Source organism: Oscillospiraceae bacterium MB08-C2-2 (assembly GCA_035621215.1).
In the GTDB taxonomy this organism is placed as follows: Bacteria; Bacillota; Clostridia; order Oscillospirales; family Ruminococcaceae; genus WRAV01.
Window position 1 is genome coordinate 3,100,691 of record CP141729.1, and the last position, 20,192, is coordinate 3,120,882.

The window sequence follows — 20,192 nt, forward strand, 5'->3', positions numbered from 1 at the left end:
CTATTGCAATGCTGTTTCGAGTTGATATAATAGAAATATGGACAGAATAATTTTTCTTTATTTTAGAAATAATTCTGCAATTTCACAACTCAAACAGAAACTCAGGTGATGGCGATTCATGGGAAAAGTAACGATCAATGATGTTGCAAAAATGGCGGGAGCATCCAGGGCTACAGTATCCAGGGTTCTCAGCAACCCGGATTATCCGGTCGCCAGAGAAACAAGGGAAAAGGTTCTCCATGCTGTGCAGGAGCTTGGCTATATGCCCAACATGGTGGCCAACAGCACACAAAAGGCTTCGATGATGGATATCGGGGTGATTGTTCCCAATATAACCAACCAGTTTTATGCACTCACGATTCTGGGCATTGAAAAAGAGTTTCGCAAGCAGGGCTATAACATTCTGCTGTGCAATTCCTTTCGTGATCCCCAGCAGGAGCGCAAGCTGCTCCAATCCCTTTACAACAAAAAAGCGCAGGGGGTAATTATTTCCTCCGTTGCCAAGGAAGGGGGCAATGTGATTGAATTCAGCAAAAAAGGCATGCAGTTTATCCTGCTGGATCAAAAAATTGAAGAGCTTGAATGCAACCACATTTCCTTCGAGTATGAAGAAGGCGCTCATAAAGCCATGGAGTATCTCCATGAAATGGGCCACCGGCAGGTATGCTTGGCAACAACACCCCTGACCCGATGGAGCCGGCAGGAAATTTACTCCGGGTTTCGGCGGGCCATTTCCGAAGCGGGCATTGCCTTTGAGGAAAACATGCTGCTGGTAGCGGATCAGGAAAATGAATCCGACGAAGAGGGTATCTACGAAAACCGCTCGGGGCAGCTTTTGGCCAGAAAGTTTTTGCAGGGTCAGAATAAAGCCACAGCGGTGCTTTGTGTCAACGATATGGTGGCTTTCGGCTTCATACAGGAGCTGCATGCCCATGGCGTGCGGGTGCCGGAGGATATTTCGGTGGTGGGCTTTGATGATATTCCCTTTGCTTCGATGTTTTCACCGGCGCTGACCACTGTACATTGCCCCACTGTGGAAACCGGAAGCCTTGCCGCACAGCTCATGATTCAAAAGCTGGAGGGTAAAATCCCCTTTGGATTTGGGGTTAAGCTGGAAGCGCGGCTGGTTCAGCGCAGCTCTGTTATGCAGCGCTAAAGGAGTAGAATGCGGCACAGCCCGCTGGGGGCTGCTGTGAGGGAGCAGCTCTGCTATAACGGACCAGCCGTTTCTAAATAAAGCAGAATAAACGGGTCAGCCACATCCGTAAAAGGGTATTGTTTTGGTTTTGGAGGAACAGCCCGTGGCGGCTTTTTAATCGAATGGAGAGGTGAGTTTATTTGAAAAAGAAAATCTTAGTCCTTGCACTGTCCCTGCTTATCACATTGGCGGCTTGCGGCCAAACCCCGGGAAGCGGTTCCTCGGCAGCTCCTGCGGAGGCTTCTCAGCCTGCCAGTTCCAGTGAGCAGGTAGCCGGCGATTTTGACGGTGAAATTGTCATTGGCAGTATTTTGGATACCAGCGGCAACATGGCAGTAGCTGGCCAGGCCACTGTCTGGGGCGCCGATTATGCCGTAAACGAGATCAACGAAAACGGCGGCATTGGCGGCAAAAAGCTGCGGATTGTCCATTATGATGTCAAGGGCGACCCCAACGAGGCTATCAACGCTTATAACCGTTTGGTTGATCAGGATAAGGCTGTGGCCGTTGTTGGCCCCGGGCTGAGCAACATCGGTATCGCTCTGGCCCCCATCGCTGAACAAAAGAAGGTTCCCATTGTATCCCACTTCATGGATGAGCGTGCCACCACCAACGAGCAGACCGGCGAAGCATGGAAATATATTTTTCTGGCAGAGCCCAGCTGCAACCAGCAGGCCGAAGCCATTGCCTCTTATACAGTAGAAGAGCTGAAGGTTAAAACCGCTGCTGTGCTCTACGATAGCTCCAATGCTTATTCCGTTACCCATGCTATTCCGTTTAAAGAATACTGCCAGGCCAATGGTGTTGAGATTGTTGCTGAGGAGTCCTTTGGTAAGGACGCTAAGGATTACAAAGCTCAGATTTCCAAGATTATTGCTGCCAAGCCGGAAGCCGTTTTTGTTCCCGCTTATGTGCAGCAGAATGCTCTGGCCTACAAACAGCTCCGCCAGCTGGGATACACCGGCCTTGTAGTGGGCAACAATACTTATAACCAGCCCTTCAACACCCTGATTGAAGGTGTATCCCCTGAAGGCCTCTATTTCATCTTCAACGTGGATTACAGTTCCGAATACACCAAGTTCCTGGGCGATGCCTATAAAGCAGCCAAAAACGGTGAAGAACCCCAGATCAACGTTGCTTTTGGCTATGACAATGTAAAAATCATTGCCAATGCACTGGCTATGTCTCAGGATACCAGCGATACCGAAGCTTTGGCCGATATCATCGCAAACAAAACCGTTGAAGTCATGACCGCCTCCGGCCCCATCACGCTGGACCCCAAAACACACCGCCCTGTGGGCATGGGTGTTTATATCTCCCAGTGGGATGAAAAGGCAGAATCGGTTAACCTGCTCCAGTACTATATGGCTAAGTAGAAGTCTGCTGCAACCACCATCAGGTTATCTCAGCCTAGAACATCGTAGACAAATAGGGTACCTGATTCGTAATTCTGACCCAGTCGAATTGATTTCGACGTAGAAATCCCACTTTTCGCGCCTTAGAGGCGCAATCCGGGGGGCTTATGGGGGGCATGGGATGCCCCCCATAGAGCTTGAAGGCGAAAGCATTCAAGCGAAAAACGGCAAAAAAGCCTGTGCGACATGTGGAGACAAAGGGTCGTACAGGCTTTGATGCCCAATTGCCGGATGCAAATTTGTTAAGTCTGGAGGAAATATGGACGTTACATTTCTTGTGCAGCAGCTGATTAACGGACTTTCCCGGGGCGCTGTTTATGCGCTGATTGCTACCGGGTTTGCCCTTATATTCAGCGTGCTGAAGTTTTCCAATTTTGCCCATGGCGGCCTGATCAGCGTTTCGGCTTACGCCGGTTATTTTTTCAGCTCCCAGCTGAAAATGAACCCGGTGCTGGCGGTGATCTGCACTGCATTGACAGGGGCCGTGTTGGGGACTCTTTTGGATTTTATCGCCTTCCGTAACCTGCGGAAGAGAAACAGCTCCAACATCTTTTATTTTGTCAGCTCCATTACCTGTGGCATCCTGTTTATGAACCTGATGACCCTGTCTTTTGGAACTACCTTTTATTCCATTCCGCCTTTTTTCAAAGACCCCATTCTCTTTTTGGGAGATTTGATTGTTATAAAAATGGATTTGGCAATCTTTCTGATTTCCATTGGCCTGCTCCTTTTGCTGATGCTGGTTATGGAAAAAACCAAGATGGGCCTTGCCCTGCGCACCGTTGCCATTGACCGTGAGATGGCCATGCTTATGGGCATCAACTCCAATGTAATCATCACCATCACCTTTTTGATTGCGGGTGCGCTGGCCGGAGTCAGCGGCATTCTTCTTGGTTCCAGCTTTACCATTGATCCCTTTTTGGGCAACATGGTGGTTAAAGGCTTTGTGGCTTCGGTTATCGGTGGCCTAGGCTCTTTGCCCGGTGCCATCATCGGCGCTGTTTTGCTGGGTGTGGTGGAGGTTTTCCTTACCGTTGGCGTGGGGGATATCCTGACCCCTGCCGTTGTGTTTGTATTTACACTGTTCTTTTTGCTGGTACGCCCTCAGGGCATTCGCGGGCAATTTGTTCAAGAGAAAGCATAGGGGGAACAGCGAAAATGAACGATTATGTAGCTTCTCTTATTCAGACCACCTGTATCACTATGATCGGTGTGGTCAGTATCTTTCCCCTGACTGGTATGACAGGGCTTTTTTCCTTTGGCCAGGCGGCCTATATGGCGGTTGGCGCTTATGTGGCGGGTATTGCCGCCGTTAAATTTGGCATTCCTTTTGTGGGATGTCTGGTGTTGGGGGTTCTGGCCTCCGGCCTGATGGCTCTCATTGTGGGTATTCCCACCCTTAAACTGCGCCGGGATTATTTTTCCCTGATGTCCCTTTGCTTGGGCGAGGCCATTACCTCGGTGCTCAACAAGTTCAGCACCGTCACCGGCGGTGCGGCGGGGCTTAGCAATATTCCCAAATCGGTGAATCTGCCGGGTGTTATTTTCAGTGCCGCTTTGGTGGTGGCTATGGTGGCCTTTTATAAGAACTCCCGCTTTGGCCGTATGAGCCTTGCCATCAAAACCGATGAGCTGGCCGCCAAATCCTTTGGCATTGATGTGTTTGCCCATAAGATCAAGGTGTATATCTTCACCTCTATGCTGGCCGGTTTTTCCGGGGTGCTGTATGCCTTTTATCTTACTTATATCGACCCCAACCTCTTTGGCTGGACTCGTTCCAGCGAGTGGGTTATCTTCCTGTTCTTCGGCGGAGTCAACAGTCTTACCGGCTCGGTGATTTCCACTGTATTCCTGACTTTGATGCCTGAGGTTCTGCGTTTTGCTACAGCAGGCCGCATTGTTATGTATACTGTGATGATTTTGCTGGTCATCAACTTTATGCCCCAGGGGCTTCTGGGTGAAAAGGAACTGAGTATCAAAGGTATCCGGGCCTTCTTTACCCGCAAAACCGCAAAGGAGGGGAAAGCATAATGGCACTGCTGAAAGTGGAAAACATTGCAAAATCCTTTGGCGGAGTCAATGCCGTTGTGGATTTCTCCATGGAGATGGATAAGGGAGAGGTTGTTGGCATCATCGGCCCCAACGGAGCCGGAAAAACCACCATCTTCAACCTGATCTCTAAGGTTTATACACCCGATCAAGGCAAGCTTTGGCTGGATGGGGAAGAAATTTCCGGATTCACACAGGAGCAGGCCGCCCGTAGGGGAATCGGCCGTACCTTTCAGAATATCCGCCTGTTTTCCGGCCTGAGTGTGCTGGATAACGTCAAGGTATCCTGCGATTATAAGCCCCGTTATTCCATGGCGGAGGCGGTGTTCTCACTGCCCCGATGCGCCAAGGGAAATAAAGAAACAACTCGTGAGGCGATGGAATGCCTCTGCTCGGTGGGCATGGAAAAATATGCCTATGACCGCCCTTCCAACCTGCCTTATGGCTTGCAGCGCAGGCTGGAAATTGCCCGTGCTCTTGCCCTGCGGCCAAAGGTTTTGATGCTGGATGAGCCGGCGGCGGGTCTCAACCCCGAGGAATGCCTCAACATGGTGGATTTTCTGCGGGAGATTATTGAAAAGTTTGGCTTGGCTCTTTTGATCATCGAGCATCGGATGGATGTTGTGATGAATCTGTGTGATAAAATCTATGTGCAGGATTTCGGGAAGAACATTGCCTCCGGCACCCCGCTGGAGATTCAGTGTAACCCCAAGGTTCTGGCTGCTTATCTGGGGGAGGAGGATTAATATGCTTCAGGTTCAAGGTCTCTCGGTAAGCTATGGCAAAACCCAAGCGCTCAAGGATGTTTCCTTTTCGGTGGAAAAGGGGCAGATTGTCAGTATCATCGGCGCCAACGGAGCGGGTAAAACCAGCCTGCTCAAATGCATTTCCGGCCTTGTCCGGCCTGCTGCCGGCACGGTAACCTATTTAGGTAAGCCGCTGGAACAGGAGCCCTTCCGCATTGTCAGCCGGGGCATTGTTCATGTGCCGGAGGGGCGTCGAGTCTTTTCTGCCCTGACAGTGGAGGATAACCTGCGTGCGGGTGCTTATCTCACCAAAAGCAAAAAAGAGGTAGCCCGCCAAATTGAGGAGCAGTATGACCGTTTCCCTCGGCTGGGTGAGCGGCGGAGCCAGTTCAGCGCCACTCTTTCCGGCGGTGAGCAGCAGATGCTTGCCATCGCCCGGGCGATGATGTCCAACCCCAAAATGATTCTTCTGGATGAGCCTTCCCTAGGTCTAGCGCCCATTATTGTGGCAGAGGTCTTTAAAATCATACAGGAGATCCGTGAAAACGAGATCACCGTTTTGCTGGTGGAGCAGAACGCCAAAAAGGCACTGAGCATTGCCGATCATGCCCTAGTGCTGGAAAACGGAAAAATCAAAAAGACTGGAACAGGCCGGGAGCTGCTGGCCGATCCTTCCATTGCCGAGGCTTATCTTGGCATGCGCGAAAGCGCCTGCCCGGTGCCGGAGCAGGCAAATCAATCAGTAACTGTAAATAAGGAGATAGCAAATGATGAACCCCGTAATGACTAAGCAGTATGACCAGATATGTGTTCGGAAATATGCCACTCGTGAGGAAATGGGCAAGGCTGCGGCAGAGGATGTAGCCCAGCGCATCGGCAAAACCATTGCGGCCAAGGGCAGCGCCAACGTTGTGTTTGCCTCCGCCCCCTCTCAGAATGAGTTTCTGGCCCATCTGCTGGAATGCCCGGTGGAGTGGGATAAGGTTCGAGCCTTCCACATGGATGAATACATTGGCCTTGCGGCAGATGCCCCTCAGGGTTTTGGCAATTTCCTGCGGGATGCCCTCCTTTCCAAGGTAGCGGTCAAGGAGGCCCATTACATAGACGGTCAGAACCCCAACCCTCAGGCCGCCTGTGATGCCTATTCCGCCCTGCTTTCTCAGTATACGCCGGATATTATCTGCCTTGGCATCGGCGAAAACGGCCACCTTGCCTTCAACGATCCGCCGGTTGCAGATTTTGCTGATCCTCTCAAGGTGAAAATTGTGGAGCTGGACCCTGTCTGCCGTATGCAGCAGGTCAACGACGGGTGCTTTACTTCCATTGATCAGGTTCCTACCCACGCTCTTACCCTAACCATGTCGGCTATTCTTTCGATTCCCGAGGCTGTAGCTATTGTTCCCAGTGCGACCAAGGCACAGGCGCTGTTTGGCACCACCCACGGCGAAATTTCCGAGGCATGCCCGGCCAGCGGTCTGCGCCGCAAGGCAGGAGCCGCCATTTACACCGATATGGATGCAGGCGCACTGCTGAAATAACAAATAAGGCTATTGTACATATCCAGAAGGAGGCAAGGCATGAGCTGCTATAACCAAACAATAGATGAAATCGAAAAAATGGGAGAAATGGCGCTGATTCCCGTGGGCTCGCTGGAACAGCATGGCCACCATCTGCCCATTAATACCGATGTGGTCATCACCCAGGCCTATGGGGATATGCTGGGGGAGCGGCTGGGGGCCTTTGTACTCCCTTGCCTGCCCATCAGCACCAACCGGGAGCATATGGGCAAAAAGGGCTCGGTCTGGATGAAGCCGGATACTTTTTACACCATGCTGGGCGATATTATCATGAGCCTTTCGGAGCAGGGCTTCAAGAAAATTGTTGTGGTGCAGGGTCATGGCGGCGTGTTTGTGATTCCGCCGCTGATTCGCCAGCTCAACGCCACCCTGAACCCGGAGGTGCAGGTCTGCAAGCTGGAGCTGTTCAACTTCTTTGAGGCTTATCGCAAGGAAGGCATTCTGGAATCGCCCCATATTATGCACGCCGATGAGCTGGAAACCTCGGTAATGCTCCATCTGGTTCCCCAGTATGTTCATATGGAAAAGGCTGTGGATTTTGTGCCCAAGGAGCCTCGGGAGTATCTCAACTATGCCTCCCTGCTTTCTCTTTGCCCCGATGGGGTGTGGGGGGAGCCCTCCAGCGCCACCGCTGAAAAGGGCAAAAGGATACTGGAGCTGGGCACCAAGCTGGGCGAAGCCTATGTAAAAGAAGTTTTTGATTTGATAAAAAATAAGCGGCCTTATGGATACAGCCGCTTTTGAGGGAAAAATACGGACTCAATTGCCTCATAAGAGGCAGAAAGGAGCCTGAAAATGGATAAAATCAGAGTATTGATGGTGGGTTCCGCCTTTAGTGCGGATTTGCACATGGATGGTTATGCCCGCTTCAAGGATAAAATGGAGATTGTGGCCATTTGCAGCAAAAACCCCGAGCAGATCGAGGCGCTGACCACTCGCTACGGCATCACCGGCTATCAGGTGTTTGAGGATTTTGACGAAGCGCTGGAGCAGGTTGAATGCGATGTAGTGGATATCTGCCTGCCAAACTTCCTGCATCATGCGGTTTGCATGAAGGCACTGGCTAAAAACCGCCATGTCATCTGCGAGAAGCCTTTGGCTACAACAGTGGAGGATGCCCGGGAAATGGTGGCAAAAGCCAAAGAGGTTGGCCGCCAGATTTATTATGCCGAGGATTGGCTGTTTGCTCCGGCTGTATTGCGTGCGCTGGATATACTGGAGGAAGGCGCCATCGGCAAGCCCCTTTATATGCGTGCCAGAGAATGCCACAGCGGTTCCCACAGCCCCTTTGCCCAGAAGATCGAATTCTGCGGCGGCGGCACCATGGTGCATTTGGGCATTCACCCGGTGGCTTTTGCCTTGGCGCTGAAAAACAACCAGTGGACTGAGCTGGTGGCTATGACCTCCGGCGGCTCGGAAAACAACCTGATCCATACAGGCATGGAAGGGGAGGACTGGTCCACTGCCATCATCCGCTTTGCCGATGGCACCAGCGCCACGCTGGAAGCCAACTATGTGACCATGGGCGGCATGGAGGATATCATCGATTTTTATGGTGACAAAGGCTGCCTCCATGTTGATCTCAATTTTACCAGTGCTGTTTCCTGTTTCTCGGTGCCGGGCGTGAATTATACCGTTGAAAAAGCGGAGGTGACCACTGGCTGGTCTCGCCCGGCTGTGGATGAAAAATACAATCTGGGCTATGTGGGCGAAATCGGCCATTTTCTGGATTGCTGCCGCACCGGCAGCCCGGCTAAGGTTGGCCTGCGGGGCGAAGATGGTTTAGCTGCCCTAGAAGTGGTTCAGCTTATTTACCAATCCGCCCGGGAGGGCCGGAAAATCATCAATCCAAGGTTGGGTGAAAAGCAATGAGCCGGGAGCTGTATCTGCCGGTTAAGGTAGCCGGCATCGAGTTCAAAAATCCCTTTTATGTAGCCTCTGGCCCCACTGCACGGACTGTGGAGCAGTTGCTGGCGATCGAAAAGGCCGGGTGGGCAGGAGCCAGCCTCAAGCTTGCCATTGATCCCGCCCCCTATATCAACCGCTATCCCCGTTATGCCCTCTTTAAAGATCGGGATGCACTGGGTTTTACAGCAGAAAAACGCCTCACCTATGCCCAAGGCTTGGAGCTGATGGCGGCCGCCAAAAAGCGGGTTACCGATCTGATCCTCATGGCCAACATTACCTATGCCGGGGAAGAGGGAACCTCTGGCTGGGTCAATATGGCAAAGGGCTTTTATGAGGCTGGGGCGGATATCATCGAGCTGAACATGTGCTGCCCCAATATGTCTTTCAACGTGGAAACCACCAGCGGCGATGCAGGAGCCAGCCTCAAGCAGACCGGCGCCAGCCTTGGCAAGCAGGGAGAAGCGGTAGCGGAAATTGTGGCGGCTATCAAAAAGGCAGTACCTATCCCGCTGTTTGTTAAGCTCACCCCTGAGGGCGGCGAAATCGGCAACATTGCCAAAGCGGCCTATTTGGCAGGAGCGGACGCTGTGGGCGGAACCGGCAACCGTCTGGGAATTCCCCCCATTGATCTGGAAAATCCCGAATCCGCTATTTATCATTTGCAGGATGAAATCAGCATGACCTGCTACTGCGGCGGCTGGCTCAAGCCCTTGGCCCAGCGGGATACCTATGAAATGCGCAAAATCTGCGGGCCGGATATGCCCATTATGGCGGCTGGCGGCATTCGCAACGCCACGGATTCCCTTGAAATGGTGATGTGCGGAGCCGATTTGCTGGGTATCTGTGCCGAAACTTTGATTCGGGGCTATGATTTTATCGGGGATGTGATCCGGGAAACCAGCGGCTGGCTGGAAAGCCACGGCCACAGCAGTCTGCGGGATATCCGGGATCGGATTGTCCCTGCTGTGAAATCCGCCCCTGAGCTGACCCTTTACAAAGGCTATGCCCAGGTGCAAAAGCCGGAGATGATCGCCCCTTGTATGGCAGTCTGCCCCAAGGGAATTCCGGTGCAGTCGGTTCTCAAACAGGTCAGCGAAAGAAACTGGGAGAGAGCCTATGCTCTGGCGGCAGGCAGTGAACACTGTGCCCAGTGCCCCGCACCCTGCAAAAAAGCCTGTGTAAAAGGCCGTGCCTCCGGCTCTATCCTGATTCCCGAGATTATGCTGTTTCTGCGGGAAAAAGCCGCAGAAGAAGGCATTGCCATTGCCGAAAAGGCAGATGGCCGCCCGACCGACCGGCCGGTGGCCAAGGCCTCTCAGGTTTTGGAGCTGCGGCAGGGCCCATTCCAGGAGCCCGCAAGCAAAATTCTCACTAAGGAAGATGCCGTGCAGGAGGCTTCTGGCTGTCTGCGCTGCGGCTGTGGTGAAGGATGCCACCTTTGTGCAGAGATTTGCTGTGAATTTGCCATCTCTCTGGATGAAAAGGATCAGATTCTCATTGATTCAGAAAAATGTGTGGCCTGCGGCATGTGCTACAACCGCTGCCCCAACCGCAACATTGCCATGATCAACACTGGTGTTAAGATCTAACTATGCTTTATTTTAAGGCTCCTCCTTCCGGGAGCCTGCCCAATAAAGAAACATACGAACTGTTCTGCAAACATTATTCAAAGGGAGCCCTTGTATCCGCATTGCGGTACAAGGGCTCCCTTTGAATGGTTATATACTCAGTGCAGGGTTACTTCTTTTTGCATATGAAGACAAAAACAGTTATCAAGGCGGCCACTGCAACCACAGACCCGATCACAAAAGCCCATATGCTAGCAGGGGAGGAGACCAAGACAGAGGTTGGCCCATCTGCACTGCCGATTATCCCGATACTTACCGGAAACTGTTTCATACTCATTTATCCATCCTTCTAAGAACATATTTTCAATTAGCCTTTTAATATCAGCAGCTTAGTAAGCGATTCAAGGAAAGAAATTTTACTTTGAAGCGGTATATGAGGCTATGCCACGGCGTTGGCATAATTCGTCGGCTCAGCTGCCGCTCAGAGCCATTCCAGCCATACGGCAGATCACATTACACAGCCTCAGATGTGTAGCAAGGGTACACTTCTCGTTCCTTATTCCTGCATTTTAGAAGGCTTTTGCCCGGTGGGGACATCTCGGTATCCAATAACCGAACAGCCTTTTTGCTCAATCAGCTGTATAGTGCCTTCCCGGCTTTCTTTGCTTTCGCCGCCAGCAGAGCAGAAGAACAAATCCACTTCTTTGCCCGCTGGCAGCAAATTAACAATGGCATTAAAGGCAGGGGCCGGATGCCCGGCCCAGATGGGGCAACCCACAATAATACGGTCATATGCCTGCAAATCTACACCAAGGGGCTGGATAGCCGAGGCCCTGCGGCCTATAGCGGCAGGAACGCTGAAAAAGGAGCCGAGCAAACCCCGCCTGTGCTTTTCTCTGACCCGGCATAGGGGTGCCCCCAGCTCTTTGGATAGGCGCTGGGCTTCTTTCTGGGTGGAGCCACCGAAGGTATAGTATACAATAATGGCGTTCATGGTCAGCCTCCTTTATAGGGCGTTTTATCGCTCTTATCAAATGAATTCAGACCGTTTTATATTCAATTAAGTCTGATAAATTACATTCCAACGCATCGCAAAGCTTGACAAGCGTTTCCAGCTTAAGTGTCTCCAAATCTGTATTGCGAAACAATTTATTAATTGAATTGCGGCTTACCCCTGAAATCTCGATCAATTGGCTAATATCGTCAATGCTTTTATCGGCCATACGATGCCGCAAATAGCTTTTGAGCATGTTTGCACTTCCTTTTCGGTTCCTCTGTAGATATTCATAATATACTTGTAAGTGTAAAAAACATCAATACAAAGTGAAAAAGTCATTGACAAAAAACCTTTTAAAGGTTATATTATATCTGTAAAGAATTACAAATTAACTTTATGAGGTGAATGAAAATGTCTTGCGTATTGGAAGAACTCTTTTTTGGGAATATAGTTCCTAATGAAAAAACATTTACCCGAGATGCTGAATCGAATGAAGCCATTCAGGTAATTTCTACAAATGAAGATGAATTGGCTCAATTGTTGAAGGATAAAGAAAGGTCGTTGTTTTTTGATTATGCAAATGCCCAGAGTGAGCTTAATAGCATTATTGCTATTGAATATTTTGAAGATGGATTCCGGTTAGGAGCAAAAATTATGATGGAGGTTATGGCATATGCAACCGATTGAAAAGGTGCTTCAATGCTATTGGGCACAAACGTAAAACAAAACGCTCTTCACAAAGTGAAGAGCGTAAATTGGAAGGGGGCACTGCCCCCTGGTACCCTCGGCGAGAATCGAACTCACAACTAACCCTTAGGAGGGGTTTGTTATATCCATTTAACTACGAAGGCCTAAGGAAAGAAATCAAAACAAAAAGACAACCCAGCGGCATAACAAAACCCGCCGTGTTGTCTCTTGATTTTAAACAAGCTTACCCTACAGCGATTTCCAGAATATAAACCACCACGGTGATCAGCATAAAAGCGATAGAAGCATATTTGGTATAGCGGCCAAGTGTGGCCTCACGGGAACGGCCGGAGTTTTTGCCAAAATAGGAATCACTGGAAGAACCGGTCAAAGCGTTGGTAGCACCTCTGCTGCCCTCTTGAACCAGAACCAGCAAGGTAATGGCAATGCTGATAAGCAGCAAAAAGATACCGCCGATAATTTCAGGTGCGTTCATAAATAATTTCACAATCCTTTCAAAATCATTCCCAAAGGTATTGAAGGCCCACAAACAGGGCTTTTATTGGTCGTTTTAAAATTTTATCATATTCAGGCGGGTTTTGCAAGAGCAAAGTTGCCGTTTTTCCCTCATTCAGCCACATGCTTGAGGCCTTCTAAAAGAATGGAAAAAATGTGGGAGTCATCCAGAGCATAAAACACTGATTTTCCCTCCCGCCGGGAGCGCACAAGGCGGTGGTTTTTCAGCAGCCGAAGCTGGTGGGAAATCGCCGATTGGTTCATGCCCAAAAGCTCTGAAATATCGCAGACACACATTTCTCCCGAAAGCAGTGAGGTCATAATGCGGATACGGGTGGAATCGCCGAAAACCTTGAATATCTCAGCCAGATTAAAGAGTTTTTCATCGTCCGGCATCATTTCAATGGCTTTTTCCAGCAGGTTTTTATGGACCAAGCATTCCCCACAGGTTATGATTTCCTTTTCCTGCGGCATTAAAAGGCCCCCCTTATGTTTAGTAATGTACACTACACTATCTTACATCATATCAAGCCTTGCTCGCCCTGTCAATCAGGCGGGAAAAAGCGAAATTCTCTTATTTTTTAAAGGCTTTGTAAAAAAGTTGAAGTCTGACTGCAAAATTGGTATACTAAACAGCATAAGGAGTTTAAAACCGAATGGTTAAATAGAAATGAGGAAGATCAATGGAACCCGTTAACCCGCAGAACACAGAAGAGCAGCAGGCTCCTCTTTCGGAACTACTTCAGATTCGTCAGGATAAGCTGGCTCAGCTTAAAGCCGATGGAAACGACCCCTTTACTTTGACCACCTATGACCGCACTGCTTACGCCAAAGCCATTGTGGAGGAATTTGAGCAGTATGAGGGCAAGGCAGTTTCTCTCGCCGGGCGCATTACCGGCTGGCGCGATATGGGAAAAGCTTCCTTTCTGGATATCAGCGATTCCAGCGGCCGCATTCAGGTTTATATCAAAATCGATCAGGTAGGCGAAGAAACCTACACCCAGTTCCGCAAATGGGATTTGGGCGATATTGTCGGCGTAAAAGGCGAGGCCTTCCGCACCCGCCGGGGCGAGATTTCGGTGAAAGCCACCGCCCTTGTGCTGCTTTCCAAATCCCTGCGGCCTCTCCCTGAAAAATGGCACGGCCTCAAGGATACTGACCTGCGCTACCGTCAGCGGTATTTGGATTTGATTGTAAATCCCCAAGTGCGGGAAAGCTTTGTTAAGCGCTCCAAGATCATTGCAGAAATTCGCCGCTATCTGGATGGCCACGGCTATCTGGAGGTGGAAACCCCTCTGCTGCACACCGTGGCAGGCGGAGCGGCTGCCCGCCCCTTTATCACCCACCACAATGCGCTGGATGTGGATATGTACCTGCGCATCGCTCTGGAACTTCACCTGAAAAGGCTGATTGTGGGAGGCTTTGACAAGGTCTATGAAATTGGCCGTGTTTTCCGCAACGAGGGCATTTCGGTGCGCCACAACCCGGAATTCACTCTTCTGGAGCTTTATGAAGCCTATACCGATTACTACGGCATGATGGATTTGTGCGAGAATTTGATCCGCCATGTATCCGCAGAGGTTCTGGGAACCGGGCAGATTGTGTTTAACGGGCAGGAAATCGATCTGGAGAAGCCTTTTGTGCGCCTGACCATGCTGGATGCAGTCAAGCAGTATGCCAAGGTGGATTTCAATGAGGTTAAGGATGTGGAGCAGGCCCGGGCACTGGCCAAGGAGCATCACATTGCATTTGAGCAGCGCCACGGTAAGGGCGATATCCTCAACCTGTTCTTCGAGCATTATGTGGAAGAGCATCTGGTTCAGCCCACCTTTATTATGGACCATCCTGTGGAAATTTCGCCTCTTGCCAAGCGCAAGCCGGGGAATCCCGAATACACCGAGCGCTTTGAGCTGTTTGTCATCGGCCGTGAGCATGCCAATGCCTTCTCCGAGCTCAACGATCCTGTGGATCAGCGCCAGCGCTTTGAGCACCAGCTTGCCATGAAGGCCGCCGGTGACGACGAAGCCAACGATCTGGATGAGGATTTCCTCAACGCTTTGGAATACGGTATGCCCCCCACAGGCGGCATCGGCATCGGCATTGACCGCTTGATCATGCTGTTGACTGACAGCTACTCCATCCGAGATGTACTGCTGTTCCCAACCATGAAGCCATTATCTTAAACATGGGCATGTAGGCAATATAAAAAGGGGAGGCCTGCGGGCTTTCCCTTTTTCATCGCAAAAAGCGACTTCTGCCACTTGACGGGGCAAAGCCCGTTCCCTATACTAAAAGAAAACCCAACTTCTGGAAATGGAAAGGTGAGGTGCCTCTATGAGAAAGTTGAACTGGGCTATTTTAGGGCCGGGCTGGATCGGCTGCGATTTTGCTGCGGATTTCCCCCACGATATCGGAAACCTCTATGCGGTTGGTTCCCGCTCGCTGGAAAGAGCACAGGAGGTCGCCAAAAAATATGGCATTACCAAGGCATATGGTGATTATGAGGAGCTTCTCCGTGACCCAGAGGTGGATGTGGTTTATGTGGCCACCCCGAACGACAGCCATTACCGCTATATGATGCTTAGTCTTCAGCATGGCAAGCATGTGCTGTGTGAAAAGGCCATCACGGTCAACGGACAGCAGTTGCGGGAGGTTAAAGAGCTGGCGGCACAGAAGGGCCTTGTGGTAGCCGAAGCCATGACCATTTTCCATATGCCTCTTTATGAAGAGCTAAGCAAAATCATCAAAGCAGGCAAAATCGGTGAATTTAAAATGGTGCAGGTCGCCTTCGGAAGCTGCAAGGAATACGATGTGAACAACCGCTTTTTCAATCCCGATTTGGGCGGCGGCGCTCTGCTGGATATCGGAACCTATGCCCTTTCCTTTGCCCGGTATTTTCTTTCCTCGGCTCCGGATAGTGTTCTGACCACAGTCAAGCGCTTTGAAACCGGTGTGGATGAATGCTCCGGGATTATCCTCAAAAACAAGGAGGATGAAATGAGTGTGGTAACCCTGACCATGCGGGCCAGAATGCCCAAGCGAGGTGTAGTTACCGGCGATGAGGGCTATATTGTGGTGGATAATTACCCCCGTGCCACCAAGGCCACCATCGTTTATAATGACGGCACCTCCGAGGAGGTTACAGCCTCCCAAGAGCGCCCAGCACTGGCTTGCGAAGCGATTTATATGACCCAATGTGTGGCAGAGGGCAGACCCAACCACACCCTTGGCTGGACCACCGATGTGCTCAGTATTATGGATGAGGTTACCCGTCAGTGGGAGGCTTCCTGCCCATGGGCAGGTCCGGCGCAATAGCAGCAGCTTAGGTACCGGTTGTAAGGAGCAAAAGTGTTTTTCTTTGTTTCTTTCTTTTTTCTAAAAAGAAAGAAAGGTTGTAAAGCCCAGGTACTTGACAGCTGCGCTCGCATGCGCTATAATAACTTTGGCCGAGCTGTAAAGCCAAACCCTTTACAGATGAGGGAGGTGTGTTGCAGTGGCAAAAAATTTAAAAATTGCGGTGCTGCTCGATTTCTATGGTCAAATGCTGACTGAAAAGCAGCGGGGTGCCATTGAGCTTTATTACAACGAGGATTTATCGCTGGCGGAAATTTCCGAGCACAGCGGTATTACCCGTCAGGGTGTGCGGGATAGCATCAAGCGGGCGGAGCTTCAGCTCCTTGAATATGAGGAAAAGCTTGGGCTTGCTTTGCGTTTTCGCACCATCAAGGAGGGGCTGGATGAAATCATCCGCCATGCAGGGGAGCTTCAGGCAGCCGGGCTGCGAAGCGGCTCTGCAGATGAACTTTACCGGCATACCCAGCGCATCATTGATGTAGCCGGTTCCCTCAATTCATAAATTACCCCCAAAGGAGGCTCATCCATGGCATTTGAAGGCTTGTCCGATAAGCTGGCACAGGCATTTAAAAAGCTTCGCTCAAAAGGTAAGTTGAAAGAAGCTGATGTGAAGGAGGCTATGCGGGAGGTTCGTCTGGCTCTGTTAGAGGCGGATGTTAACTATAAGGTAGCCAAGGAATTCATTGCCAGTGTTACCGAAAAGGCCATTGGGGATGAGATTCTCGAGAGCCTGACCCCGGCTCAGCATATTATTAAAATTGTCAACGATGAGTTGACCGCTCTCATGGGTTCAGAAGCGGCTAAAATCAAGTTTGCCAGCAAAGGCCCCACTGTTGTGATGATGTGCGGCTTGCAGGGCTCCGGTAAAACTACCCATTCGGGCAAGTTGGCCCGGTATTTTAAAGCGCAGGGCAAGCGCCCTTTGCTGGTAGCCTGCGACATTTACCGCCCCGCTGCTATTGAGCAGCTGAAAGTGGTGGGTGCTAAGGTTGAGGTTCCTGTTTTTGAGATGGGGAAGGAAAACCCGGTGACTATAGCCAAAAAGGCCCTGAATCACGCCCGGGATTACGGCAACGATCTGGTTATTCTGGATACGGCCGGCCGGCTCCACATTGACGAAGAATTGATGGGTGAGCTGCAAAACATTAAAAGTGAGATTAACCCGGCGGAGATTCTGCTGGTTATCGATTCCATGACCGGTCAGGATGCGGTTAATGTGGCCAAAAGCTTTGATGAGGCCATGGGCATCACCGGTGTAATTCTCACCAAGCTGGATGGCGATACCCGAGGCGGTGCGGCCTTATCGGTTCGTGCCGTTACCGGACAGCCTATCAAGTTCGTTGGTATGGGCGAAAAGCTGGATGCTTTGGAGCCCTTTTACCCCGATCGTATGGCTTCCCGTATTTTGGGTATGGGCGATGTGCTGACCCTGATTGAAAAGGCACAGAGCGGCATCGATGCAAAAGAAGCCGAAGCCATGGCTCAAAAGCTCAAGGAAAATTCCTTTGACCTGAACGATTTGCTGGATCAGATGAAGCAAATTCGCAAAATGGGCTCCTTTGGCCAGCTGCTGGGAATGCTTCCCGGTGTGGCCGGTAAGATCAAGGAGGAGGACGCTCAGCAGGGCGAGGAACAAATGCGCCGGGTGGAAGCTCTTATTCATTCCATGACCCCCCGAGAGCGGGAAAAGCCCTCCATCATCAATCCCAGCCGTAAAAAGCGCATCGCCGCAGGCTGTGGCCAAAAGGTTGAGGATGTGAACAAGCTGCTGCGCCAGTTTGAGCAGATGCAGAAAATGATGAAGCAAATGACCGGGTTTAACAAAAAAGGCAAAAGAAAACGCATGCCGTTTGGCGGTATGGGCGGCATGGGAAATATGGGCAACATGCCATTTTAATGGTTTTCGGCGGGCGACCGCTTAAAATAATGATTTTATCCTATTTTTGATTCAGGAGGTGACTGAGTTGGCAGTTAAAATTAGATTGCGGCGTATGGGCGCCAAGAAAGCGCCTTTCTACCGTGTGGTGGTGGCGGATTCCCGGTACCCTCGCGATGGTCGGTTTATTGAGGAGGTCGGTTACTACGATCCCACCAAGGAGCCCTCTATTGTGAAGATCGATGGCGAAAAAGTTCAGAAGTGGCTTTCCAATGGGGCACAGCCTACGGATACTGTCCGTGCGCTGCTCAAAGCAAACAACATCATCTAGTTTCTGGTTTAACAGCAGTGCAGTCTCAGCCGGCCGCCTTAAGCGGTCCCCTGAGGGTGTGCGTTGTGCGGAGGAGTCACATTATGGAAGAACTGATTAAGGTAATCGTGAGAGGCCTGGTGGATGAAAAAGATGCCATCAGTGTAACCCAGGATCAGCCCGATGAGGAAGGCGTTGTGGTTTATCACATCCATGTTGCGCCGGATGATATGGGCCGTGTTATTGGGAAGCAGGGCCGGATTGCCAAGGCCATTCGCACCGTGGTACGAGCGGCAGCCAATCGGCTGGATCAGCGGGTTGCGGTGGAAATTGACTAACAAAGTGCAGGGGAGCGAATCGCTCTCCTTTACTTCTTTTTATAGGAAACACAAATTCAAAACCAGCGGTTTCTAACTTGTGTTTCTTATAAAGCGCAGGCCTAGGCTTGCCACAGCTTTAAATCAGCGTATGGAGGAAAGGCCGGAATGAAGGAATATCTGGAATGCGGAAAAATTGTGGCCCCCCAGGGGCTTAAAGGGGAAGTTCGGGTGCAGCCTTGGTGCGATTCTCCTGAATATTTGTGCCAGTTTTCACGGCTGTATCTATCCGGCGGCACCGCCTGCCTGAAAGTAGAAAAGGCTCGCACCAAGGGCAATCTGGCGATTCTTAAGCTGGAGGGCTGCAATACCATCGATGATGCCAACAATCTGCGGGGCAAGGTTTTGTATATCAACCGGGAGGATGATCCCGAAGATGGCGGCTATTTTATACAGGATTTGCTGGGGTTGGAGGCTGTTGATGCCGACACTGGCGCTTCTTATGGAAAGGTCACCGATATTTTTTCCACCGGTGCCAACGATGTGTATGAGCTGACCGGAGAGGATGGCATCAAGCGCCTGATTCCGGTGATTCCACAGGTGGTGCTGGAAACTCAAATTACAGAAGGTCGCCTGCTGATACGGCCTCTTGAAGGATTGTTTGACAATGCGGATTGATATAGCAACACTTTTCCCGGAAATGTGCGAGGCCTTTTTGAGCGAAAGCATTATCGGGCGTGCCCGTCGGGCCAACCTGATCAAAATTTACTGCCACAATTTCCGGGATAACACCACCGACCGGCATCACCGGGTGGATGATACCCCTTATGGCGGCGGTAAGGGGATGCTTCTGCTGGCAGAGCCCATCTACCGCTGCTATCGGCAGGTGGCGGATACTGTATCCACCAAGCCTCATGTGATCTATCTCAGCCCTCGGGGCAAGGTGCTGACACAGGAAAAAGCCGGGGAACTGGCAAAAATGCCCCACCTTTTTCTGCTTTGCGGCCACTATGAGGGCGTAGATCAGCGGGTATTGGATGAAATTGTGGATGAAGAGCTTTCCATTGGTGATTATGTCCTCACCGGAGGAGAATTGGCGGCTATGGTATTGGCCGATAGTGTTGCCCGTTTGTGCGATGGCGTTTTGGCCGATGAAAGCTGCTTTACTGAGGAAAGCCACCAGGGCGGCTTGCTCGAGTATCCCCATTACACCAAGCCTGCTGTATGGAACGGCCGGGAGGTGCCACCTGTTTTGGTCAGCGGGCACCATGCCAACATCCAGCGCTGGCGGCGTGAACAATCGTTGAAAATTACCCGCCAAAATCGCCCGGATATGCTGGAAACGGCTCCTCTTACTTCGGAGGATTTGCGCTATCTTCAAAAGCTGGATACTGCCGAAGAATCCAGCGAGGAGTAGCTTTTTGCTTTTTGGTGCGTATGCTTATTTTTCGCAAGAACTGGCGCGTTTTCTGGAAAATAAGTGAAAATGCCCACATTGTTGAAAACTTTATAGGTATATATGATAAAAGCCACTGCTTATTTTATGGATTATATGGAATATAAACAGAAAATCCCTATGATTGCCTCAAAGCATCCTTTTTATTGGTTGACGAAGCCCCTCTTTATGCTATAATGTCAAAAGAAGGTTTTTGTCCTGCAATAACTGTTGCAAAT

At 50.7% G+C, this 20,192-nt stretch carries 22 protein-coding genes, 1 tRNA gene and 1 pseudogene; 19 read left to right on the plus strand and 5 right to left on the minus strand.

All coding sequences use genetic code 11. From position 1 onward, the window contains the following. The first annotated feature begins 118 nt into the window (after positions 1-118). From U6B65_14005 to U6B65_14050, 10 genes and pseudogenes are all read left to right on the plus strand, one after another. Positions 119-1,156, plus strand: a complete 1,038-nt coding sequence (locus U6B65_14005) for a LacI family DNA-binding transcriptional regulator (GenBank protein WRS27420.1) — start codon at positions 119-121, stop codon at positions 1,154-1,156. A 182-nt stretch (positions 1,157-1,338) separates the two neighbouring features. Further along, positions 1,339-2,574, plus strand: a complete 1,236-nt coding sequence (locus U6B65_14010) for an ABC transporter substrate-binding protein (GenBank protein WRS27421.1) — start codon at positions 1,339-1,341, stop codon at positions 2,572-2,574. A 298-nt stretch (positions 2,575-2,872) separates the two neighbouring features. Further along, positions 2,873-3,757, plus strand: a complete 885-nt coding sequence (locus U6B65_14015; protein ID WRS27422.1) for a branched-chain amino acid ABC transporter permease — start codon at positions 2,873-2,875, stop codon at positions 3,755-3,757. Between the two features lie 14 nt (positions 3,758-3,771). After that, the gene (locus tag U6B65_14020; protein ID WRS27423.1) at positions 3,772-4,644 is read left to right on the plus strand and encodes a branched-chain amino acid ABC transporter permease; all 873 of its coding nucleotides are present in this window, start codon (positions 3,772-3,774) and stop codon (positions 4,642-4,644) included. Further along, positions 4,644-5,408 carry an ABC transporter ATP-binding protein gene (locus U6B65_14025; protein ID WRS27424.1) on the plus strand — a complete coding sequence of 255 codons (765 nt, stop codon included), beginning with the start codon at positions 4,644-4,646 and terminating at the stop codon, positions 5,406-5,408. The genes U6B65_14020 and U6B65_14025 overlap by 1 nt, the downstream gene beginning before the upstream one ends. 1 nt (position 5,409) lies before the next feature. Further along, positions 5,410-6,105 (plus strand): annotated as a pseudogene (locus U6B65_14030) (ABC transporter ATP-binding protein). A gap of 70 nt (positions 6,106-6,175) precedes the next feature. Beyond that, a complete protein-coding gene (locus tag U6B65_14035) occupies positions 6,176-6,946 on the plus strand; it encodes a glucosamine-6-phosphate deaminase (protein ID WRS27425.1) in 771 nt (256 codons plus the stop codon). Between the two features lie 39 nt (positions 6,947-6,985). Then, positions 6,986-7,729, plus strand: a complete 744-nt coding sequence (locus U6B65_14040; GenBank protein ID WRS27426.1) for a creatininase family protein — start codon at positions 6,986-6,988, stop codon at positions 7,727-7,729. Positions 7,730-7,780: 51 nt separating this feature from the next. After that, positions 7,781-8,857: a Gfo/Idh/MocA family oxidoreductase gene (locus tag U6B65_14045; protein WRS27427.1), complete on the plus strand. Its 1,077-nt coding sequence runs from the start codon at positions 7,781-7,783 to the stop codon at positions 8,855-8,857. After that, the gene (locus U6B65_14050; protein WRS27428.1) at positions 8,854-10,482 is read left to right on the plus strand and encodes a 4Fe-4S binding protein; all 1,629 of its coding nucleotides are present in this window, start codon (positions 8,854-8,856) and stop codon (positions 10,480-10,482) included. Before U6B65_14045 ends, U6B65_14050 begins: the two co-directional genes overlap by 4 nt. Positions 10,483-11,017: 535 nt before the next feature. On the opposite strand, the gene U6B65_14055 is transcribed toward U6B65_14050, so the two are convergent. Then, positions 11,018-11,455 carry a hypothetical protein gene (locus tag U6B65_14055; GenBank protein ID WRS27429.1) on the minus strand — a complete coding sequence of 146 codons (438 nt, stop codon included), beginning with the start codon at positions 11,453-11,455 and terminating at the stop codon, positions 11,018-11,020. 46 nt (positions 11,456-11,501) lie between these two features. Further along, on the minus strand, positions 11,502-11,711 hold the full coding sequence (locus U6B65_14060) for a helix-turn-helix transcriptional regulator (protein ID WRS27430.1): 210 nt from the start codon (positions 11,709-11,711) through the stop codon (positions 11,502-11,504). A gap of 158 nt (positions 11,712-11,869) precedes the next feature. Here U6B65_14060 and U6B65_14065 point away from each other — a divergent pair, with 158 nt between their 5' ends. Continuing rightward, positions 11,870-12,145, plus strand: coding sequence for a hypothetical protein (locus tag U6B65_14065; protein ID WRS27431.1), 276 nt, complete (start codon positions 11,870-11,872; stop codon positions 12,143-12,145). A gap of 89 nt (positions 12,146-12,234) precedes the next feature. On the opposite strand, the gene U6B65_14070 is transcribed toward U6B65_14065, so the two are convergent. From U6B65_14070 to U6B65_14080, 3 genes are all read right to left on the minus strand, one after another. Further along, positions 12,235-12,309 (minus strand) — tRNA-Arg (locus tag U6B65_14070). An 80-nt stretch (positions 12,310-12,389) separates the two neighbouring features. After that, the gene (gene secG, locus U6B65_14075; protein WRS27432.1) at positions 12,390-12,641 is read right to left on the minus strand and encodes a preprotein translocase subunit SecG; all 252 of its coding nucleotides are present in this window, start codon (positions 12,639-12,641) and stop codon (positions 12,390-12,392) included. A gap of 131 nt (positions 12,642-12,772) precedes the next feature. After that, positions 12,773-13,135, minus strand: a complete 363-nt coding sequence (locus U6B65_14080; GenBank protein WRS27433.1) for a metalloregulator ArsR/SmtB family transcription factor — start codon at positions 13,133-13,135, stop codon at positions 12,773-12,775. A 209-nt stretch (positions 13,136-13,344) separates the two neighbouring features. Here U6B65_14080 and lysS point away from each other — a divergent pair, with 209 nt between their 5' ends. The 8 genes from lysS (at position 13,345) to trmD (ending at position 19,935) form a co-directional block, all read left to right on the plus strand. Next, a complete protein-coding gene (gene lysS / locus U6B65_14085; protein ID WRS27434.1) occupies positions 13,345-14,844 on the plus strand; it encodes a lysine--tRNA ligase in 1,500 nt (499 codons plus the stop codon). A gap of 151 nt (positions 14,845-14,995) precedes the next feature. Beyond that, positions 14,996-15,976 (plus strand): Gfo/Idh/MocA family oxidoreductase, encoded by a 981-nt coding sequence (locus U6B65_14090; GenBank protein WRS27435.1) that lies wholly within the window; start codon positions 14,996-14,998, stop codon positions 15,974-15,976. 178 nt (positions 15,977-16,154) lie between these two features. Next, positions 16,155-16,517, plus strand: coding sequence for a YlxM family DNA-binding protein (locus tag U6B65_14095; GenBank protein ID WRS27436.1), 363 nt, complete (start codon positions 16,155-16,157; stop codon positions 16,515-16,517). A gap of 24 nt (positions 16,518-16,541) precedes the next feature. Continuing rightward, positions 16,542-17,912, plus strand: a complete 1,371-nt coding sequence (gene ffh, locus U6B65_14100) for a signal recognition particle protein (protein ID WRS27437.1) — start codon at positions 16,542-16,544, stop codon at positions 17,910-17,912. A gap of 67 nt (positions 17,913-17,979) precedes the next feature. Next, a complete protein-coding gene (gene rpsP, locus U6B65_14105) occupies positions 17,980-18,222 on the plus strand; it encodes a 30S ribosomal protein S16 (protein ID WRS27438.1) in 243 nt (80 codons plus the stop codon). 83 nt (positions 18,223-18,305) lie between these two features. Next, complete coding sequence (locus tag U6B65_14110) at positions 18,306-18,539, plus strand: KH domain-containing protein (protein WRS27439.1); 234 nt, start codon at positions 18,306-18,308, stop codon at positions 18,537-18,539. 147 nt (positions 18,540-18,686) lie between these two features. Next, positions 18,687-19,196, plus strand: coding sequence for a ribosome maturation factor RimM (gene rimM, locus U6B65_14115; GenBank protein WRS27440.1), 510 nt, complete (start codon positions 18,687-18,689; stop codon positions 19,194-19,196). Then, entirely contained in the window at positions 19,186-19,935 is a 750-nt protein-coding gene (gene trmD, locus U6B65_14120; protein WRS27441.1) for a tRNA (guanosine(37)-N1)-methyltransferase TrmD, read from the plus strand. Before rimM ends, trmD begins: the two co-directional genes overlap by 11 nt. Positions 19,936-20,192: the final 257 nt, after the last annotated feature.